The organism is Pseudomonas sp. NPDC089734, from assembly GCF_044748865.1.
In the GTDB taxonomy this organism is placed as follows: Bacteria; Pseudomonadota; Gammaproteobacteria; order Pseudomonadales; family Pseudomonadaceae; genus Aquipseudomonas.
Window position 1 is genome coordinate 286805 of sequence record NZ_JBIVGV010000006.1, and the last position, 20911, is coordinate 307715.

The window sequence follows — 20911 nt, forward strand, 5'->3', positions numbered from 1 at the left end:
TAAAGGCCCGTCTTGAGGACGGGCCTTTACTCAACGATCGCAAGCTCCGGCTCTACCCTGTCCCTGCCCGCCTGCTTGGCGGCATAGACACCGGAGTCGGCGCGCACCAGCAGCGCATCGATCCCCTCTCCTTTCTGCCAGCTGGCAATCCCGAAACTGGCCGTGACCTGACCCACGACATCGACGGGCTGGTTGCGCAAGGCTTCACGCAATCCCAGCGCCAGTTGATAGGCCTGAGCCGCCTGGGTGCCGGGGCACAGCACCATGAACTCCTCCCCGCCCATGCGACAGAACACGTCGTCGCAACGCAAACGCTGGCTGATTCGTCGGGAAATGGCCTGGAGTACGGAATCCCCCACCGCATGCCCGTACTTGTCGTTGATGCGCTTGAAGTGATCGATGTCCAGCATGATGACCGACAGGTCCCCGCCATGCCGGTCGATGCGTGCCAGCTCGGCATGCAGCCGCTCCTGTAGATAGCGGCGGTTATAGGCCCCTGTCAGCACATCGGTCACGGACAGTGCCCGCAGTTCCTGCTCGACACGCTTGAGATCGGAGATATCCGAAATGAATCCGTGCCAGAGCGAGCCGCCATCGGGCAGACGTTCCAGGGTGGCAGCCCCCCTCACCCAGCGCAGCCCCTTGCCGGGCAGCTCGACACGGTATTCCTCGCTCCAGGGCGTGGACTGCTCGGCGCTGATACGGATCGAGTCCCGGAGCCGCACGATATCGGCCGGATGGGTACGCCTGAGCAACACCTCGGCATCCTGCAGCAAAGCCTCCTCGCTCAGCTCGAACAGTTCGCACATGCCCACACTGGCATAGGTGAAACGCGAACTGCCATCGGCAGCCTGCTGGTACTGATAGATACCGCCAGGGACCTGTGAACTGAGCTTTTTCAGCAATTGGTCCCGTGCTTCAAGGGCTTCGTAGACACGCTTGTGCTCCGTGATATCAATGCACACGGCCAGGTAACCGATCCATTGGTCCTGATCATCGCGCACCGCCGTGACCAGCATGTTGACGACCAGCGTACTGCCATCCTGGCGCTGGAACGTCCACTCACGGGAAAGATGGTTGCCCTCTTCCGTCGCGTCGACAAACATAACTTGTGCCGCCGGGATCGTCTGGCCAGAACCTTCACTCAACTCCCGGGCGCGGGCCTCCAGCTCGGCGGGTCGATGCATGTCCTTGAGACAGAGCTTCCCGAGTACCTCCTCATCCGAATAGCCCAGCATTTTCTGTGCGCCGACGTTGAAGGTACTGATGACCCCGTTGAGGTCAGTGGCAATGATCGCCACCTCCGTTGCAGCGTTGAGCACATTACGCAATTGCCCATGGGTGACCCGCAATTGCTGCTCTCGCACACGCAGCTCGCGGGTACGCTGGTCCACCAGCAGCAAGGCCCGCTGGCGCTGGCTGATCAGGCTGTACAGCAAGGCACTGAGCATCAGGCTCAGAAGCCCGCCCAACAGCGCCACGCTACCCGCCATGGATTGATTGCTCTGCAGAAACGCTTCGGTAGGCCGTACTTCCAGCAAATAATCACGATCCCCCATGCTCAGCAAGGTGCTGACATGCAGTTCACTGTCCGCCGCCACACTGGGAGACTGATACAACAGATCGGGATCCCCCTGCGAACTCAGGTCGAGCATGCTCATGGCCAGGTTGTCCTGGCTCGGCAATCCCTCATTCATCATCTGGTCAAGGCTGATGATCGCCATGACAAAGCCCTTCAGCTCGGAAGGCGGCCCGCCAGCCACAGGCTTTGGCAAAGAAACCGGAGCCATCAACAGAATGCCTCGGGTATCGGACCGGTTCAGACTCACCAGCTCGACACGCGGGGTGGCGACGATCCCGCCCAGCATGCGCGCCCGCTCGATGGACTCGTGCCGGATCTGTTCGGAGTACACATCAAAGCCGAATGGCGGGGGTTTCCTGCTGATGGTCTGAATGAATAGCACGGGGAAATATTCATCGCGCGCGGCAGCCGGCCTGAACTGGCCGTTCTGATCCAGCTCGCGTATGGAAAAGCCACTCGGCCCGTGCTTGCGCGCACGCTCTTCGAACGCTTCGCGCTCGGCCTGTGTGACCCGCGGAGTCCATGTATAGGCCTGGGTGCCCACCAGCATGGGTTCGACGAAACCGTCGAACTCGGAGCGAAGCACCTCATCGGAATAGAGAAAGAAGCGACGCAACGCCTCAAGCCTGTTGGTCTGGCCGTCCAGCCGCTCCTGAATGCGACTGAAGCGTTCGCCCGCCAGCAGATCGAAGCGTTGGCGCAACTGGCGCTGGTACAACTCGAAATTGGCCAGCGCCAACATGATCGTCAGTGCGGCACCGGCGGCAAACGCCAGCACCGCAACCAACCATGCAGAGGCCTGTTCACTGATAAAACCCAGAATCCTGGGCCGGAACTGCTTGGACGCCATACCTAGAACCCGTGACGCTGGCCGTGGTTCTCTTATAGCTATTCGCTAGTAGTTTGCCTAGCCCGAATAAGAGAATCAGCTCACACGCGTCATGATCTTCCAGGCACGGTGGATCTTGCTGTTACGGGCAAAATCCTGATCAATGGTCTGGGCGGTGATTTCCTCGATGGCATAGCGTTGCCCCAGATTCTCGTCCAGGACGAACTTGCGGAAGTTGTTCGAGAAATACAGCACACCCCCTGGTGCCAGACGCGCCATGGCCAGATCGATCAGTTCGACCTGATCGCGCTGCACATCGAAAATGCCTTCCATGCGCTTGGAGTTCGAGAAGGTCGGCGGATCGATGAAGATCAGGTCGTACTCTTCACGGCAGCTCTGCAACCAGGCCATGACATCACCCTGCTCAAGCCGGTTCTTGTCGGAGAAACCATTGAGCGACAGGTTGCGCCGTGCCCAGTCCAGATAGGTCTTGGAGAGGTCGACACTGGTGGTGCTGCGCGCACCGCCCCTGGCCGCATGCACGCTGGCCGTTGCGGTATAGGAAAACAGGTTGAGGAAACGTTTGCCTGCTGCTTCACGCTGAATGCGCATGCGCATCGGGCGGTGATCGAGGAACAGACCGGTATCCAGATAATCGGTCAGGTTCACCAGCAGCTTGACTCCGCCCTCGTTGACCTCCTGGAACTGGCCCTGGGCACTCTGACGCTCATACTGCTTCGTACCGCTCTGACGCTCACGGCGCTTGATCACCACCCGGCTCTTGTCGACATTCAGCGCCTGAGGGATAGCAGCCAACGCATCGAACAGGCGGGCCGAGGCCTTTTCCGGGTCAACGGATTTTGGCGCAGCATATTCCTGGACGTGAACCCAGTCGTGATACAGGTCGATGGCCAGGGAGTATTCGGGCATATCGGCGTCATACACGCGATAGCAGTCGATCCCTTCGCGACGCACCCATTTGCTCATCTGTTTGAGGTTCTTTTGCAGACGATTGGCGAACATCTGCCCGCCTTCACTCAAACGAGCCTGTTCGACCACCACCGGAGCCGGTTTGATCGGGTTGCCATTCTTGTTGAGCTTCCTTTCGACGGGCGCTTCAACCTGCGCCTCGCGCTCGATCTGACGCTGCTCGGGGGTACGACGCTCGCCCGTGACGAACTGATCCGGCAAGACCTTGATGAGCAACAGCTTGCAGGGCAAGGCACCGTTCCAGAACGAGTATTGCTTGTGGCTGCGGATGCCCATGCGCTTGCCCAGGTCAGGCGCGCCAGTGAACACCGCGGCCTCCCAGTTCAGGCAGGACTGACGCAGACGCTCGCCCAGGTTCTGATAGAGATACAGCAGGCTTGCTTCATCGCCCAGACGCTCGCCATAAGGCGGGTTGCAGATCACCAGGCCTTTCTGGTTCTGATCCGGACGCGGCTCGAAAGTCGCCACCTCGCCCTGATAGACCTTGATCCAGTCACTGAGACCGGCACGCTCGATATTGTTGCGGCCCGGCTGGATCAGACGCGGGTCGGCTTCGTAGCCACGAATCCACAACGGCGGCTTCGCAAGCCCTGCCGCCGCACGCGCCAGCGCCTCATCGTGCAGCTTGCGCCACAACGCAGGGACATGGCCCAGCCAGGCCGAGAACCCCCAGCGCTCGCGCTTGAGGTTGGGCGCGATGTCAGCGGCAATCATCCCGGCTTCCACCAGGAAGGTGCCTACACCGCACATCGGGTCTGCCAGCGCGCCACCTTCGGCGGCGATACGGGGCCAGCCGGCACGGATCAGAACCGCTGCCGCCAGGTTTTCCTTGAGCGGAGCCGCGCCCTGCTGCAGTCGATAACCGCGCTGGTGCAGACTGTGGCCGGAAAGGTCCAGGGACAGAATCGCCTCGCCACGATCCAGACGCAGATGCACACGCAGGTCAGGGTTGATCTTGTCCACCGACGGGCGCTGGCCGTCAGGGGTACGCAGCTTGTCGACAATCGCATCCTTGACCTTCAACGCACCGAAATGGGTGTTGTCGATGCCCGAACCATGGCCGCTGAACTCCACAGCCACCGTGCCATCGGCTTCGAGGTGGTCCTGCCAGTCAACGTGCAGGACACCTTCGTAAAGATCATCGGCGTTTTTCATCGGAAAACGCTTGAGCACCAACAGCACCCGGTTCGCCAGACGCGACCACAGGCAAAGCCGGTAGGCGGTCTCCATGTCGGCCATGCCACGAATGGCGGATGTATGTTCGCGTGTTTCCTGCAGACCAAGCGCGGTGGCTTCCTCAGCAAGCAGGCCTTCGAGGCCTTTGGGGCAAGTGAGGAAAAGTTCGTAGCGATCCGACATGAGTATTCCAGGGCCTGAGCCGTCAGCGGCGGGCAACGCATTGCCCGACCAGATTTAAAACAGGCGCCTTTCATGGAGAACGCCTGCGTGGCACATGATTTGTGCCGATCCACCGTATAACCTGTCATGTCATGACGGCAGTTATATCTTTGTAAAAAGTGAATATTGGACCCTACGGCGTAGGTAATAAAAAGTCACATCATGACCCTTCGTCGAATAGAGCCCCTATGCATTACGCCATCACTCGCATTGGCGAGACTGTCTCACGCCAGCCTGAAACCCGCGGGTCAGTAGGGTTGTGAGATGAATCAAATTTGTAACACGCACGCCCTTATCGCTCTACAGACCTAAATGTGACGTGCTTATGACAAAACGATCATTCACACCATCATGCACTTTGGTTAGAAATCACCTCAGGTCATCACTGCAACGGTAATGACACCAAGGCCCGCGACGCCGGCAGCGGGCACCAACGGCAGAACATTCTGCCCGACCTCGACATGAGGTCTTCAGGGATATAACAGTCAACAGACGAGGGCAATACCCTATGAGAAGACTTAAGCGTGATCCGTTGGAAAGAGCATTTTTACGCGGATATCAATACGGCGTTCATGGTAAATCCCGTGAGCTTTGCCCTTTTACTCTACCGTCAGTACGTCAGGCATGGATCAATGGCTGGCGAGAAGGACGCGGCGACAACTGGGACGGTATGACCGGCACTGCGGGAATCCACAGACTCAACGAACTTCACGCGGTCGGATAAGGTAATCTCCGACCAGTCCATCAAAATTTTCTACTGACCATTTACACCTATACCATGCGCGCCCTATCCGGGCGGCGGGCTACGGCCCAGGGGCTTCTTTCCGAAGCCCCTTTTTTTCGTCGTCAATCCGCGCGGGGCATCGCCGCAATCGCATCCACCGACTCACGAATGAGCGCAGGCCCCTTGTAGATGAAGCCGGAGTAGATCTGCACCAGACTCGCGCCAGCAGCGATCTTTTCCGCCGCGTGCCGACCTTCGGTGATACCACCGGCAGCAATGATCGGCATGCGCCCGGCCAGCTCGCCAGCCAGTATCTTCACTGTATGCGTGCTCTTTTCCCGAACCGGCGCGCCGGACAACCCACCGGCCTCATCGGCATGCGGCAGGCCTTCAACGCCTTCACGGCTGAGCGTGGTGTTGGTGGCGATGACGGCATCCATGCCCGACTCGATCAGGGCAGAAGCCACCAGAACGGTTTCTTCGTCGGTCATGTCCGGGGCAATCTTGATCGCCAGCGGTACACGCTTGCCATGCACCTGTGTCAGTTCCTGCTGACGCAGGCTCAGCGCTTCGAGCAACTGCTTGAGCGAATCGCCGAATTGCAGGCTGCGCAGGCCCGGCGTATTCGGTGAGCTGACATTGACGGTGATATAGCTGGCGTGGGTGTAGACCTTGTTCAGACAAATCAGGTAGTCATCGACCGCTCTCTCGACGGGTGTGTCGAAGTTCTTGCCAATGTTGATGCCGAGCACGCCCTTGTATTTCGCAGCCTCAACCCGGGAAACAAGGTTGTCCACGCCCAGGTTGTTGAAGCCCATGCGATTGATGATGGCCTCGGCATGGGGCAGGCGGAAGATACGCGGTTTGGGATTGCCCGGCTGCGGACGCGGAGTTACGGTCCCGATCTCGACGAAGCCGAAACCCAGTTGCGCAAAACCGTCGATGGCTGCACCGTTCTTGTCCAGCCCTGCCGCCAGCCCCACCGGGTTGGGAAACTCCAGCCCCATGACCGTCACCGGCAACTGCGCCGGTGCCTTGCTCAGCAGGCCATTGAGGCCCAGTCGACCACCGGCACCGATCAAGTCCAGAGACAGGTCGTGGGAGGTTTCCGGAGAAAGTTTGAAGAGTAACTGGCGGGCCAGGTTATACATGGGCGGGCAAGGCTCGTGGGAAGCTGAATTCAGGGCGCAGATTATAGACATGTGCCAGCCTGCACGCGAGGCAAGCTTGCATTTCCAGCGCAGGATTGTGCTGCCATCCCGGCCAGCTCGCCCTCGATCTGTGCGCTCCGCTTCAAGGCAGTGCACAAACCGCCCCTTCCTGTGCTTCAAAAGCCCGAAACGACCCCGTCCGCGACTTGGCACAGCCGCTGCATGACGCTGCACAGGTAATTTCACAAGGTGACAGCCCTCAACGACGAAGGCTGCACTTCCCGAGAGAACGGGACCGGACAAAGGCGTCCTCGTCAGGCAACTGACGGGACGCCTTTTTTGTTTGCGCAGCATTTATCGAGCACGACCCTGTCGTTCACTCGGAGGCAACATGGCGAAACTCAAACTGGTGATGATTGGCAACGGCATGGCCGGGGTGCGAACCCTTGAGGAACTGCTGAAGCTGAACGAAGCACTTTACGAGATCACGGTCTTCGGAGCGGAACCACACCCCAACTACAACCGGATTCTGCTTTCGCCGGTACTGGCGGGCGAGCAGACCTTCGACGACATCGTGCTCAACGACCTGGACTGGTACACGGAACACGGCATCCAGCTAAGGCTCAACCGCCGGGTCGTGAAGATCGACCGATCCAGGCGTGTCGTCACCGCAGACGATGGCACCCAGGCCCACTATGATCGCCTGCTGATTGCCACCGGCTCGCGCCCTTTCATCCTGCCGATCCCCGGCAACACACTCCAGGGCGTGATCGGCTATCGCGACATTGCCGATACCCGGTTGATGATCGATACAGCCACCACCCACAGGCGCGCGGTCGTCATCGGTGGCGGGCTGCTGGGACTGGAAGCAGCCAACGGCCTCAGGTTACGCGGCATGGACGTGACCGTGATCCATAACGGCCAATCGCTGCTGGAGCGACAACTGGACAGAACCAGCGGCCAGATGCTGCAGGCCGCCCTGGAACAACGCGGCCTGAAGTTCCGCCTCAACGAACAGACCGAAGCCCTTCTGGGTGACGAGCAAGGCCAGGTTCAAGCCGTGCAATTCAGGAATGGTGACGTGATTGCTGCCGACCTGGTGGTCATGGCCGCCGGCATCCGCCCCAATATCGAGCTGGCCATGCAGTCGGGCCTGCCGTGCGATCGCGGTATTCTGGTCAACGACACCTTGCAGACCTATGACCCCCGCATCTATGCCATCGGTGAATGCGCCAGCCATCGGGGCATCGCCTATGGCCTGGTGGCACCGCTGTTCGAGCAGGCCAGGGTCTGTGCCAATCACCTCGCACAACTGGGCTTTGCCCGTTATCCGGGTTCGGTCACCTCAACCAAGTTGAAAGTCACCGGTATCGACCTGTTTTCCGCGGGAGATTTTCTGGGCGGCGAAGGCACCGAAAGCATCACGCTTTCAGACCCCATCAGTGGCGTCTACAAAAAGCTGGTCATCAAGAATGACGTGCTGATCGGCGCCTGCCTGTATGGCGATACCGCCGACGGCAGCTGGTACTTACAGCAGATCCGGGAAAACCGTGAAATCGGTGCCATTCGCAATCATCTGATGTTCGGCGAACAGGTCCGCGACGAGGCCGCATGCGCATGACAGCGATCGAACCACTGGCTACGCAAATCACCGCCTCCACCTGCTGTTACTGCGGCGTGGGCTGCGGCGTATTGATCGAGCACGACGGGCAGAACATTCTCGGCGTCAGCGGCGACCCGGACCATCCGGCCAACTTCGGCAGATTGTGCAGCAAAGGCTCAAGCCTTCAGCTCACCGGTGATCTGGCGGCCCGGGCACTCTACCCGGAACTGCGCCTGGGCAAGGGACTGGCACGCAACGTCACCGATTGGGACACGGCACTGGAACACGCTGCCAGCCAGTTCGCCGACGCCATCGAGAAACACGGCCCCGACAGCGTGGCGTTCTACATCTCCGGCCAGCTACTGACGGAGGACTACTACGCCTTCAACAAGCTGGCCCGTGCCCTGGTAGGCACCAATAACATCGACAGCAATTCCCGACTGTGCATGTCATCGGCCGTGGTCGGTTACAAGCGCAGCCTGGGCGCCGATGCCCCGCCATGCAGTTATGAAGACATTGAACTGAGCGATTGCGTGATGATCGTCGGCAGCAATATGGCCTACGCCCACCCCGTCCTGTTTCGTCGCCTGGAAGAAGCCAAAAGCCGTCGCCCCGAGATGAAAATCATCGTGATCGACCCTCGACGCACAGACACCTGTGAGCTGGCGGATCTGCATCTGGCAATCCAGCCGGGAAGCGACGTGGCGTTGTTTCACGGCCTTCTGCATGTACTGATACGCGAAGGCCTGATCGACCGGCCCTTCATCGAGGCACACACCCAGGGCTATGCCGCTCTGGAAGACCTGATTCAGGATTACTCCCCGGCGAGCGTTGCACACACCTGCGGCATCACGATCGAACAATTGCAGACCTGCGCACAATGGATCGGTCAGGCACCGGGTTTTCTGTCGCTGTGGTGCATGGGGCTGAACCAGTCCACGGCGGGCAGCGCCAAGAACAGCGCGCTGATAAACCTGCATCTGGCCACAGGGCAAATCGGCCGCCCCGGCGCAGGTCCCTTCTCCCTTACCGGCCAGCCCAACGCCATGGGCGGTCGCGAAACCGGCAGCCTGTCCAATCTGTTGCCAGGCCACCGCGAAGCTGCCAACCCACAGCATCGCGCAGAAGTCGCCGCGTATTGGGGTATCGACACATTGCCAGCGACTCCGGGCCTGTCCGCCATCGAGCTTTTCGAGCAAGTGCAGGCAGGCAAGATCAAGGCACTCTGGATCGCCTGTACCAATCCAGCACAATCGCTGCCCGACCAGCAGAAAATCAGACAGGCCTTGAATACCTGCCCGTTCGTGGTCCTTCAGGAAGCCTTTCGGACCACCGAAACGGCGACCTTTGCCGACCTGTTGTTGCCCGCCGCCAGCTGGGGCGAAAAAGAAGGCACCGTCACCAACTCCGAGAGGCGCCTGTCCAACGTACGCAAGGCCATTCCCGCTCCGGGCCAGGCACGTCCGGACTGGGCGATCACGATCGATTTCGCCCAACGCCTGGAACGCAGGCTACGCCCCGATGCGCCCTCCCTCTTCGACTTCAGCACGCCACGGCAATTGTTCGACGAGTACAAGGGGCTAACTCAAGGACGCGACCTGGACATGTCAGGAATCGACCGGGCACTCATCGACCGTAACGGCCCGCAACAATGGCCCTTTCCTTCGGGAGCCAGCACAGGCACCGCAAGGCTGTATGCCGATGGTGTATTTGCAACGACATCAGGCCGTGGGCAATTCATCAGTGATCCTTATGTGGCCCCCAAGGAATTGCGTGATGAGAAATACCCCCTGACCCTCAATACGGGGCGTCTGCGCGATCAGTGGCATGGCATGAGCCGCACCGGCACAGCGGCACGCCTGTTCGGGCATGTCGGCGAAGCCATGCTGGACCTGCACCCTGAAGACATGAAGAGGTACAACCTGCTGACAGGTGATCTGGTCCATTTGAAAAGCCGGCGTGGCAGTCTGGTCCTGCCCGTAAGCCGCGATGATCGGGTTCAGCCAGGCCAAGCGTTCCTGCCCATGCATTGGGGAGACCGGTTTCTCAAGGGCGGAATCAATGTATTGACCCAACCGGCATTCGATCCGCTGTCCAGACAACCGGAACTCAAACACTCCGGCATAAGCATTGAAAAAGCGCACTTGCCCTGGCAGTTCTTCGCCCTGGTCGAAGGTGACGTGCAAACACGCCTGACAGCACTGCGCCCGCTGTGTGAGGCATTCGAGTATGCCAGCCTCGGGCTGATCGGCCGCGAGCGCCCTGCCCTCGTGATACGGGCCGCCCACGCCCATGCCCCCGAACAGGCACTCCTGCGGGACATCGATCGTTTACTGGGACTCGATGAAGGCCCGGTGATGAGCTATGAAGATGCCAGACGCTCTATCGGCAAACGGATCCGCCTCGATGACGGCCGTATCACCGCCCTGCGCCTGGCCGGCGAAACCCTGGCGCAGCACTGGCTGCAGAACCTATGGTTGCAAGGCCGGGTCGATGAACAGCTCAGGCGCTGGATGCTGGCTCCCATCAGCACGGAGCCGGGCAAAGACAGCTCTCGACGCGACAGGATCCTGTGCAACTGCAAGAACGTCAGCCAGAACGCAATCATGGAAGGTATCGACCGAGGCCTGGACCTGATTCAGCTGAAAGCTCAACTGGGCTGCGGCACGCAATGCGGCTCCTGCGTGCCGGAAATAAAAAGGCTGATCAGCACGGTAATGGTCACCGAGTGAGACCGCCCTGCCAAATTGCAGGCAAAGAAAAGCCCGGCCTGAGCCGGGCTTTTCAGTCAAGCAGGCTAATTACTTAGCTTGTGCTTCAACTTCTGCTTCTACGCGACGGTTTACTGCGCGACCAGCTTCAGTTGCGTTGTCAGCAACTGGACGGGATTCGCCGTAGCCAACCGAGTTTACGCGGTTAGCACCAACACCGTACTGGTTGACCAGAACTTGTTTAACGGCGCTTGCGCGACGCTCGGACAGTTTCTGGTTGTAAGCGTCAGGACCGACGGAGTCAGTGTGACCTTCAACAGTGGTGGTGGTTTGTGGGTACTGTTGCATGAAGTCAGCCAGGTTCTTGATATCACCGTAGCTGTTAGGCTTGACGACAGCCTTGTCGAAGTCGAACTTGACGTCCAGCTCGACACGAACGACTTCAGCAACTGCCGGGCAGCCATCAGCGTCAACAGTTACGTTGGCTGGGGTGTTAGGGCACTTGTCGACGTTGTCGCACACGCCATCGTTGTCGCTGTCGGAGCAGACTTCAGCAACTGGAGCAACAGGAGCTGCTTCAACTTTCTTGCTGCCGCCACCGAAGTTCACGCCGATACCGACGCTAGGAGCCCACTCTGTCTCGCCCTGGTCGATGTTGTACTGGGCTTCAACGCCAGCACGAGCATAGAAGTTGTCGGTGAAGTACAGCTTGGCACCGCCGCCAACGTTGGCGAAGGTGGAACCGTTACGACCGCCACGGCCAGTCTGACCGATGCTTTGATCGGAGAAACCTGCAGACACGTATGGACGCAGCATGTCGCCTGGGTTGTTGAAGTGGTACAGAGCGTCCAGGGCGGTGTTGGAGCCCTTGATGTTCTTGCCATCATTGCCACGTGCGTTGTGAACTTCGTCGTAGCCCAGACGCAGTTCAACGTCGTCGGTCAGGAAGTAACCGATCGAGCCGCCGAACAGGTTGCCGTCGTTTTTGAAGTCACGAGAGCTGTCGAAGTATTGCTTCTTGGCAAAGCCCTCGATCTCGACTGCGCCTTGGCCTTGTGCCAGCACGCCGAACGAAGTCGCGGCAACGATAGTACCAATGGCCAAGCCCAAGGTGTTTTTCAGTTTCATCCGTTAAATCCCCATCTGGTGATTGTAAAGCAGACCCCTGTGTAGCCGGGGCAATTCGTCGGCAAGTCTAGCAGACCCTGCCAGTTCGTTAGAGATATTTGCTCCGAGTTAAGTTTCGGCAATGCCCGCAAATTTCTCACGCAATTTATCCAATGCCCGCTTGTAGCGCATTTTCGTTGCGCTCAAGCCCATGTGCATTATGTCTGCGATTTCCTGAAACTCCAGTTCTGCGACAAAACGCAGTACAAGGATTTCCCGGTCAATCGGGTTCACATGCACAAGCCAGCGATCAAGACCGCCCCGCTCTTCGGGTTTGGGCGTCTTTTCTTCAGACGCTTCCTCAAGCGGGTCCAGACTCAAAGCGTCCATCAAGCGACGCTTACGCCGTTCCTTTCTGTACTGAGTGATGCATTCGTTGTAGGTAATGCTGTAAAGCCAGGTTTTGAATTTCGATTTGCCCTCGAAATTCTTCAATCCATACAAGACCTTAAGCATCACCTCCTGACAGACATCATCAGCATCGCGATCGTTCCCTAAATAACGTGCACAGACGTTAAAAAGTGTTCTCTGGTAACGACGCATCAACTCTTCGTAAGCCCGCGTCACGTTGAAAAGCTCAACGTGGGCGCGCGCGACCAGCTCCTCATCAGAGAGCTCGCGGGGGTCATAGCGCGTCGAAAGCGGTAGGGGTTTATTCAAAACGAGTCTTGCCGACAGTCAGTTCAATGTCCGCCACTGCCCGGGTCCCGGCAATTTGTGGCGGCATAGATTAGCAGGTTCGCCGATTAACGGCTGCTTACTCTCTGCTCGAGAAGAATTTTGTTGGAAAACGAAACCAACTCCCCCTCGTCCGTCAGCAGTGTAGTCTTGACCGTACCGATTTCCTCGATTTGCCCCTCTATTTCGCCCACCTGCACCTGCTGGCCGACCTGATAGAGCTCACGCACATAGATGCCAGCCAGAATCTGACCCGCGATTTCGCGGCTTCCCAGACCCAATGCCAGCGCAATCGCCAGACCAACGGTCAACAGACCGATCACGATCACGTGATTGAGCAGGTCCGTCTTGACCTCAAGCTGGCTGATCGCGACAGAAATACTGATGATGATGACCAGGCCCTGAGCGATTCGCCCAAGCCCGGACGCATAGTCGACGCCCACACCCTCGGCAGCGCCACGCACGACACCATTGACCAGTTGTGCCAGAAGCACGCCCACCAGCAGCACCAGAGCCGCGCCAAACACCTTCGGCAGATACAGCGCCAGCATGTCCAGAGTGGCCGAGACACGCTGCAGGCCAAGGGACTCCGCGGCAGACACCAGGAAAATCAGCAGCACGAACCAGTAGACGATCTTGCCGATCAGGGTGGAAATCGGCACTTTCACGCCGGCACGGCTGATCAGCTTTGTCAGCCCGGTGCCGCCCATGAGGCGATCGAGACCGAGCTTGGCCAGCAATTTCGATAGCAGGGCATCAAGCAGCTTGGCGACCACAAAACCCAACAGCACGACCACAAGGGCACCGAACAGGTTGGGGATGAAGTTTGCGACTTTGGTCCACAATGCAGTCATTGCAGCAACCAGGCTCTGGGTCCAGAGATCCAATTCCATGTTCAATCAGCCTTATCGACAGTGCGGGCAGCAGGTTTGGGACGGCGGGAAACAGGCGAGACGTGCGCGGAGCCGTTATTCAGGGCAATCATCATGGCCTGGGACCAGCGCCCAAGCAGCCCGAACAGCACACCGGCACCCACCTGACGGTTGGCGGTTTTCAGGACACGCCCAAGGCAGGCGTCATCATCCCGGCTTGAAGAGGATGATTTGAGCATGTCACGCAAAGATTCTTCGAACGGATCGTGCATCAGGCACCTCACGCAATGTCAGTGAGAGACGCCACCCGTTTCGGGCGAGTCACAGGTGACAGGGGACTGGCGTTAAAAAATTCTGCCGTCATAGCCAGCGCAAGCGTCTGAACAACCACCACTGGCCCACGGCGACCAGAACGATCAACAAGCAGGCAAGCAAAAAGCCATAAGGATTGTCGGAGCCGGGTATGCCGCCCACGTTTATTCCCAGCAACCCCGTCAGAAAACTCATGGGCAGAAAAATACCGGTAATGATGCCGAAGCGGTACATGGTGTGATCCATGCGCTCACGCAGACGCCGGTCTTCGGACTCCAGCAACAGCCCTACCCGTTCGCGGGTCAGCTCAAGCTCTTCCAGGTAGCGGGTCAGGCTGTTGTTCAGCTCATTCCAGTAATCGCCATCGTCATCGACAAACCAGGCCAGCCTGATACGCGACAACTGACCATAGATATCGCGCTGAGGAGCCAGAAAACGGCGCAACCCCGCCGCGCGGCGACGAATCTGCAATAGCTGGCCATGTTCAGGGCTATACCGCTCATCGGCGTCGGTCTTTTCTTCTTCGTCATCCACCGATTCGGTCAGGTCGCCGACCAGATCCTGCACCTTTTCGGTCAGGTACTGCGCCAGATACAGCGTCAGTTCCGAAGCTGTTTTCGGCCCCTTGCCTTCGTTCAGCAGCTCAATCAGCTCCTCGGTGGCACGCAGGGGGCGAAGGCGCAGGGAAATCACCCGCTGCGCGGCGGCAAAGATCCGCACCGAGACCATGTCCTCCGGCTCGGCTCCCGGATTGAGGTTGACTCCACGCAGGAACAGCAGCAGCTCCTGATCCGGCAAGGACAGCAAGCGCGGCCGGGTGTTTTCCTCAAGTAACAGTGTGCAGGCAAACTCGCTCAAGCCACTGGAATTACGCAACCATGAGTGGGTCTGCGGATGACTGCGATCCCAATGCAGCCACAGGCTTTCATGGGGCTGTATCTGAAGTTCATCGAGCTCGGTCCGGGCAATGAAACGCGCCCCACCTTCACCATCCAATACGAGGGCATGGACCAGCCCCCACTGCGCGTTGGCTTCATCGAACATGCTTGCTTCGCTTATTCCGGCATTTTCAAGGGGGATGGAGAGACGATCACGCCATTGTTATCGGCATACAGGTAATCGCCCGGTCGAAACGTGACGCCCGCAAAGGTCACCGGCACATTCAAGTCACCGATGCCGCGCTTGTCGGTCTTTTTCGGATGACTGGCCAGCGCCTGAACACCCAGGTCGGTCTGTGCGATGACATCGACATCGCGAATGCAGCCATAGACCACGATACCTTCCCAACCGCTCTTGGCCGCCTTGTCGGCCAGCAGGTCACCCAGCAAGGCACAACGCAGAGAACCGCCGCCATCGACGACCAGCACCTTGCCTTTGCCGTCGAGCGCAACCTGATCCTTGACCAGCGAGTTATCTTCAAAGCACTTGATGGTCACGATCTCGCCACCGAAGGAATCCCGGCCACCAAAACTGCTGAACATGGGTTCTACGACTTGTACCTGTTCCGGATAGGCATCGCACAAATCGGGGGTCGAATAATGCATGGCTAACTCCTGTCAGTGAGAAAACGGAATGAGAACACTTTGATGCTCAAGGCAGCATAGTGGCTTTGATCCCGGTCGCCTCCCCATACAAACACAAAACCAGACTATTGCCCTACCGCTTCCTGCAATGAAGGAAGCTCGCCGGATACGGAGCGCTCCTGCAACCAGTCGAGCACCCGCGGCCAGACCTGTTGCTGTGCGCCCTTGCTGACCAGCATCTGCACATGACCGAAATCTTCGTTGAACCCATGCTCACGACCCAGGCACAAAAACTGTCGATGCTCCGACCCAAACTGATCGAACAGCATCCGGCAGGCCCAGACCGGATCCTGGTGGTCTCCCACCGCTGCCACGGCCAACAGTGGCACATCGACCTTGGGCAACCCGGCCCACCAATTGGTCTCGCGATCACCGAAACGCCCGAACAGACCATGCCAGCGCATGCTCTCCAATACGACGCCAATGGGCTCGTCTTCCGGCCCCCGCTTGAAACGCGGCCCGGAGATGTGCTCAAAAGGCTTGAGCAGCAAACGCCCGGACCATTGCACCGGCGGAATCTTCAACGGCCAATAGGTACGACTGACCTGGCTGCCGAAAAGCGCCACCGAGGCTGCACCTTCCGACCCGAGATACTGGCCACCCAGAGCGGCCGCCAGTGTGGTGCCTCCCAGCGAATGACCGATCCAGTGCGGCACCTGCCCGCTCTGCTCTCGAACGAACGCTGCAATGGCCGGTAGATCGTACCGGGCATAATCGGCCACACGGTTACGGCGGTAATTCTGGTTGCGAGCGGAAAGACCGTGACCACGCATCTCGGCAATCCAGACGTCATAACCGGCACGCGCCAGAAATGGCCCAAGACCGATCCCCTTGGGCGAATACCAGAAACGGCGGTTGGAAAAGCTGCCATGCACCAGAATGACCGGAACACCACGTACATCGGGCTGGTTGACCAGCCCCAGACGGGTAACAGCCAGTTCTACGCTGGGATCGGGGCTGTTGGCGGGCTTCAAACGATAGACATCCTCGACCAGATCACCACGACGCTCGGCACTGATCAAGGCAACGGGAAAAAGATTGCTGCTGCTTTGCATATTGCTCTTTATCTAAGGTTCAAAGGCATCGGGTCGCCTCTGACAGACTGGGTGAAACTGCAGGTTCGGATGTTTTACGTAAAAAGGGCGGTTTCCGAAAAAACCGCCCTTTCCGAAACGCCTGAAAACCTGGGTTCTGTACGAAAAGTTTTGAGACGAAGGTCAGGCAAGGCGAAAACGGTCGAGGAAGCGGAGTTTACGGGTTGTAAATGAGCATTCCGAGACCGTTTTCAACGCAGCATCACCGAGTATCAAGACATTTCGTACAAACCCTAGACGGCTCAAGACGCTATTTCATCACATCAACAACCTCTCAGGCAGAAGCCTGCCCTTCCGCGAGGAAGAACCAGGTTTCCAGCACCGAGTCCGGGTTCAGCGAAACGCTCTCGATCCCCTGCTCCATCAGCCAGCGAGCCAGGTCCGGGTGATCCGAAGGGCCTTGACCGCAGATACCGATGTACTTGCCAGCCTTGTTACAGGCCTGGATGGCATTGGACAGCAGTTTCTTGACCGCCGGGTTGCGCTCGTCGAACAGGTGCGCAATGACCCCGGAGTCACGGTCCAGCCCAAGCGTCAGCTGGGTCAGGTCGTTGGAACCGATGGAGAAACCGTCGAAATACTCCAGGAACTCTTCGGCCAGAATCGCGTTGGACGGCAGTTCGCACATCATGATGACGCGCAGACCGTTTTCACCGCGTTTGAGGCCATTGGCCGCCAGCAGGTCGATGACCTGACTCGCCTCGCCGAGGGTACGCACGAACGGCACCATGATCTCGACGTTGGTCAGGCCCATGTCTTCGCGCACACGCTTGAGCGCACGGCACTCCAGCTCGAAGCAATCGCGGAAATTCTCGCTGATGTAGCGTGAAGCGCCACGGAAGCCCAGCATCGGGTTTTCTTCTTCCGGCTCGTACAGCTTGCCGCCAATCAGGTTCGCATATTCGTTGGACTTGAAGTCCGACAGACGAACAATGACCTTTTTCGGTGTGAAAGCCGCCGCCAGGGTGCTGATGCCTTCGACCAGCTTGTCGACGTAGAAATCGACCGGGTCGCTGTAACCGGCAATGCGCTTGTCGACGCTGTCCTTGATCTCGGGCGGCAAGCCGGCGTAGTTGAGCAACGCCTTGGGGTGCACGCCGATCATGCGGTTGATGATGAACTCCAGGCGCGCCAGGCCGACACCGGCGTTGGGCAACTGGGCGAAATCGAAGGCACGATCAGGGTTGCCGACGTTCATCATGATCTTGAACGGCAGCTCAGGCATGGCGTCGACCGAGTTGGTCTTGATGTCGAAGCCCAGCTCGCCTTCAAAGATGTAACCGGTATCGCCCTCGGCACAGGATACGGTGACGCCCTGCCCGTCCTGCAACAACTGGGTGGCATTGCCGCAACCCACAACGGCAGGAATGCCCAGCTCGCGAGCGATGATCGCTGCGTGGCAGGTACGGCCACCCCGGTTGGTGACAATGGCGCTGGCACGCTTCATGACCGGCTCCCAGTCCGGGTCGGTCATGTCGGAAACCAGCACATCTCCCACCTGGACCTTATCCATCTCGGACACGTCCTTGATGATCCGGACCTTGCCCGCACCAATGCGCTGACCGATGGCACGGCCTTCGACCAGGACTGTGCCGGTTTCCTTGAGCAGGTAGCGCTCCATGACATTGGCCGAGGTGCGGCTTTTCACGGTTTCAGGACGCGCCTGAACGATGTAGAGCTTGCCGTCGTCACCGTCCTTGGCCCACTCGATGTCCATCGGTGCCTTGTAGTGCTTCTCGATGATCATCGCCTGCCTGGCCAGTTCGCTGACCTCGGCGTCGGTCAGGCAGAAGCGCGCGCGTTCGGCAGCGTCGACATCCACGGTCTTGACCGAACGACCAGCCTTGGCTTCGTCGCCATAAATCATCTTGATGGCCTTGCTGCCCAGGTTGCGGCGCAGAATGGCAGGACGGCCAGCGGTCAGCGTGTTCTTGTGGACGTAGAACTCGTCCGGGTTGACCGCGCCCTGCACCACGGTTTCACCCAGACCATAGGCACCGGTGATGAACACCACGTCACGGAAGCCGGACTCGGTATCGAGGGTGAACATGACACCCGCCGTGCCGGTCTCGGAACGAACCATGCGCTGAACGCCGGCCGACAGGGCCACCAGCTTGTGGTCGAAACCCTGGTGCACACGGTACGAAATGGCGCGGTCGTTGAAGAGCGAAGCGAACACTTCCTTGGCCGCACGGATCACGTTATCGACGCCGCGGATATTGAGGAAGGTTTCCTGCTGGCCGGCAAAGGAGGCATCGGGCAAGTCTTCTGCAGTGGCCGAAGAACGCACGGCCACCGCCAGATTCGGATTGCCTGCCGACAAGGTGTCGAACGCAGCACGAATCTCGGCATTGAGCCTTTCGGGGAACTCGGCTTCCATGATCCACTGACGAATCTGCGCGCCGGTTCTGGCCAGTGCGTTGACGTCGTCGACATCCAGAGCGTCCAGGGCGGCATGGATCTGATCGTTCAGACCACTCTGCTCAAGGAAATCACGGTAGGCCTGGGCTGTCGTAGCGAAACCGCCGGGCACCGAAACACCAGCGCCTGCCAGGTTGCTGATCATTTCGCCGAGGGATGCGTTCTTGCCTCCCACGTGCTCTACATCATGGACGCCGAGCTTATCGAGGGAAACTACGTACTCTACCAAGGTGATCTCTCCACTAACGGTGTGTGTTGTTGGGAAAAGCTCATGCACCCGGGCCACGGCAGTGTGGCGACGGGCATTTTTTGGCCGGACCTGAAGCCGGAACCTTGAAAAAAGGTGAGAATGCAGACCATCAGGGCCTGCAAGCGCGCCTATGATATCCAAGAATCGTCACTAGCTTAAGGCCAAAGGCGCAAATGAAACGATCCGCTTTCTTCATCTCAGACGGTACAGGCATCACGGCTGAAACGCTGGGCCAGAGCCTGCTGGCACAGTTTGAAAACATTACGTTCAACAAGTTCACGCGCCCCTACATCGACAGCGTCGAAAAGGCGCTGGCGATGGTACAACAAATCAACAATGCCGCCGACAGGGACGAGGTACGGCCGATCATCTTCGATACCATCGTCAATCAGGAAATTCGCGAGATCCTGGCGACCTCCAACGGGTTCATGATCGATATCTTCTCGACATTCCTGGCCCCGCTGGAACAAGAGCTTAGTTCACACTCCTCCTACTCGGTGGGCAAATCGCACTCCATCGGTCACAACTCCAACTACATGGAGCGCATCGAGGCCGTGAACTTCGCCCTCGACAACGACGACGGCGCACGCACTCATTACTACGACAAGGCCGACATCATCCTGGTCGGCGTCTCACGCTGCGGCAAGACCCCGACCTGTCTGTACATGGCCATGCAATTCGGCATCCGCGCCGCCAACTACCCGTTGACCGAAGACGACATGGAGCGCCTGCAACTGCCGGACGCCCTCAAGGCCCACCGTAACAAACTGTTCGGCCTGACCATTGATCCAGATCGGTTGACAGCCATTCGTCATGAACGAAAGCCCAACAGCCGCTACTCCAGCTATGCCCAGTGCGAATTCGAGGTGCGGGAAGTGGAAAGCCTGTTCCGCCGGGAAAACATCGCACACATCAATTCCACGCATTTCTCGGTGGAAGAAATCTCGGCCAAGGTGCTGGTGGAAAAAGGCATGGAGCGCCGATTCAAATAGCCGGGCCACCGAGCACATGCCCGACACCCCCGTCGCAAAACGCAAAACGCTCGCTGACATTGCTGGCAGCGAGCGTTTCTTTCAAGGTCCAGTGGCGTTAGCCACATGAGTCACTCACAGACCGACCGACTTCAAGCCTTGACGAAGGCCTTCACCAGCATCCTTGCACCAGGCTTCGACCCCCTGAGGGACATTGCCTTCAAGGGGAAGATATTGCCCGTCACCGCCATGAACCTTGCCTTCCCGGCCATAGGCTTCAAGCTTGTCCCCGCCAGTGGTATCGACACCCCCTGGCACACCTGCGACATACGCCACCATCTTTTTGGCGTTTTCGCTGCTATCGGCTTTCAGGAAGCCTTTATCGACGCAGTAATTCACAAGGCCTGAGGTATTGCGGGCTGTGTCATACATCTGCTTGATCGCCGCAGCGTCAGGGCCTTCGGCCTGTGCCAGGTTGAATACGCCAAGAGTGCCCAGCATGATGAACATTGATGCGGTGTTTTTCATATTGATTCCATTCAATAGTTAACATAACAAAATCACAAACGCCTACC

At 58.6% G+C, this 20911-nt stretch carries 15 protein-coding genes and 1 pseudogene; 4 read left to right on the forward strand and 12 right to left on the reverse strand.

The annotated features are described in order from the left end of the window. Window positions 1-26: 26 nt before the first annotated feature. Entirely contained in the window at window positions 27-2432 is a 2406-nt protein-coding gene (locus tag ACIPY9_RS10710) for a diguanylate cyclase (RefSeq protein ID WP_400700293.1), read from the reverse strand. Window positions 2433-2507: 75 nt separating this feature from the next. Beyond that, window positions 2508-4760: a bifunctional 23S rRNA (guanine(2069)-N(7))-methyltransferase RlmK/23S rRNA (guanine(2445)-N(2))-methyltransferase RlmL gene (gene rlmKL / locus ACIPY9_RS10715; protein WP_400700295.1), complete on the reverse strand. Its 2253-nt coding sequence runs from the start codon at window positions 4758-4760 to the stop codon at window positions 2508-2510. Between the two features lie 547 nt (window positions 4761-5307). Between rlmKL and rmf the strand changes: the two genes are divergently transcribed. Then, window positions 5308-5523, forward strand: a complete 216-nt coding sequence (rmf, locus tag ACIPY9_RS10720) for a ribosome modulation factor (protein WP_002553055.1) — start codon at window positions 5308-5310, stop codon at window positions 5521-5523. A gap of 122 nt (window positions 5524-5645) precedes the next feature. On the opposite strand, the gene ACIPY9_RS10725 is transcribed toward rmf, so the two are convergent. Beyond that, window positions 5646-6674: a quinone-dependent dihydroorotate dehydrogenase gene (locus tag ACIPY9_RS10725; RefSeq protein WP_400700378.1), complete on the reverse strand. Its 1029-nt coding sequence runs from the start codon at window positions 6672-6674 to the stop codon at window positions 5646-5648. Between the two features lie 391 nt (window positions 6675-7065). Between ACIPY9_RS10725 and ACIPY9_RS10730 the strand changes: the two are divergent. Both ACIPY9_RS10730 and ACIPY9_RS10735 read left to right on the forward strand, forming a co-directional pair. Next, window positions 7066-8265, forward strand: a pseudogene (locus ACIPY9_RS10730) (NAD(P)/FAD-dependent oxidoreductase); the annotation flags it as partial. Window positions 8266-8291: 26 nt separating this feature from the next. Then, window positions 8292-11009: a molybdopterin-dependent oxidoreductase gene (locus tag ACIPY9_RS10735; RefSeq protein ID WP_400700300.1), complete on the forward strand. Its 2718-nt coding sequence runs from the start codon at window positions 8292-8294 to the stop codon at window positions 11007-11009. A gap of 69 nt (window positions 11010-11078) precedes the next feature. Here ACIPY9_RS10735 and ACIPY9_RS10740 read toward each other — a convergent pair whose 3' ends face one another. The 8 genes from ACIPY9_RS10740 to ppsA form a co-directional block, all read right to left on the reverse strand. Beyond that, the gene (locus ACIPY9_RS10740) at window positions 11079-12116 is read right to left on the reverse strand and encodes an OmpA family protein (RefSeq protein ID WP_400700302.1); all 1038 of its coding nucleotides are present in this window, start codon (window positions 12114-12116) and stop codon (window positions 11079-11081) included. Between the two features lie 108 nt (window positions 12117-12224). Further along, on the reverse strand, window positions 12225-12815 hold the full coding sequence (gene sigX / locus ACIPY9_RS10745; RefSeq protein WP_400700304.1) for an RNA polymerase sigma factor SigX: 591 nt from the start codon (window positions 12813-12815) through the stop codon (window positions 12225-12227). An 86-nt stretch (window positions 12816-12901) separates the two neighbouring features. Then, on the reverse strand, window positions 12902-13726 hold the full coding sequence (locus ACIPY9_RS10750) for a mechanosensitive ion channel domain-containing protein (RefSeq protein WP_400700306.1): 825 nt from the start codon (window positions 13724-13726) through the stop codon (window positions 12902-12904). A 2-nt stretch (window positions 13727-13728) separates the two neighbouring features. Then, on the reverse strand, window positions 13729-13977 hold the full coding sequence (locus ACIPY9_RS10755) for a CrfX protein (protein WP_400700308.1): 249 nt from the start codon (window positions 13975-13977) through the stop codon (window positions 13729-13731). Window positions 13978-14065: 88 nt separating this feature from the next. Continuing rightward, entirely contained in the window at window positions 14066-15061 is a 996-nt protein-coding gene (locus ACIPY9_RS10760; RefSeq protein ID WP_400700309.1) for a zinc transporter ZntB, read from the reverse strand. Between the two features lie 11 nt (window positions 15062-15072). Continuing rightward, window positions 15073-15561: a ribonuclease E activity regulator RraA gene (rraA, locus tag ACIPY9_RS10765; RefSeq protein ID WP_400700310.1), complete on the reverse strand. Its 489-nt coding sequence runs from the start codon at window positions 15559-15561 to the stop codon at window positions 15073-15075. Between the two features lie 104 nt (window positions 15562-15665). Next, window positions 15666-16655 (reverse strand): alpha/beta fold hydrolase, encoded by a 990-nt coding sequence (locus tag ACIPY9_RS10770; RefSeq protein WP_400700311.1) that lies wholly within the window; start codon window positions 16653-16655, stop codon window positions 15666-15668. Window positions 16656-16968: 313 nt separating this feature from the next. Beyond that, window positions 16969-19344 carry a phosphoenolpyruvate synthase gene (gene ppsA, locus ACIPY9_RS10775; RefSeq protein WP_400700313.1) on the reverse strand — a complete coding sequence of 792 codons (2376 nt, stop codon included), beginning with the start codon at window positions 19342-19344 and terminating at the stop codon, window positions 16969-16971. 194 nt (window positions 19345-19538) lie between these two features. Between ppsA and ACIPY9_RS10780 the strand changes: the two genes are divergently transcribed. Then, on the forward strand, window positions 19539-20357 hold the full coding sequence (locus ACIPY9_RS10780) for a pyruvate, water dikinase regulatory protein (RefSeq protein WP_400700315.1): 819 nt from the start codon (window positions 19539-19541) through the stop codon (window positions 20355-20357). A 114-nt stretch (window positions 20358-20471) separates the two neighbouring features. On the opposite strand, the gene ACIPY9_RS10785 is transcribed toward ACIPY9_RS10780, so the two are convergent. After that, window positions 20472-20864, reverse strand: a complete 393-nt coding sequence (locus ACIPY9_RS10785; protein WP_400700317.1) for a hypothetical protein — start codon at window positions 20862-20864, stop codon at window positions 20472-20474. Window positions 20865-20911 lie beyond the last annotated feature (47 nt).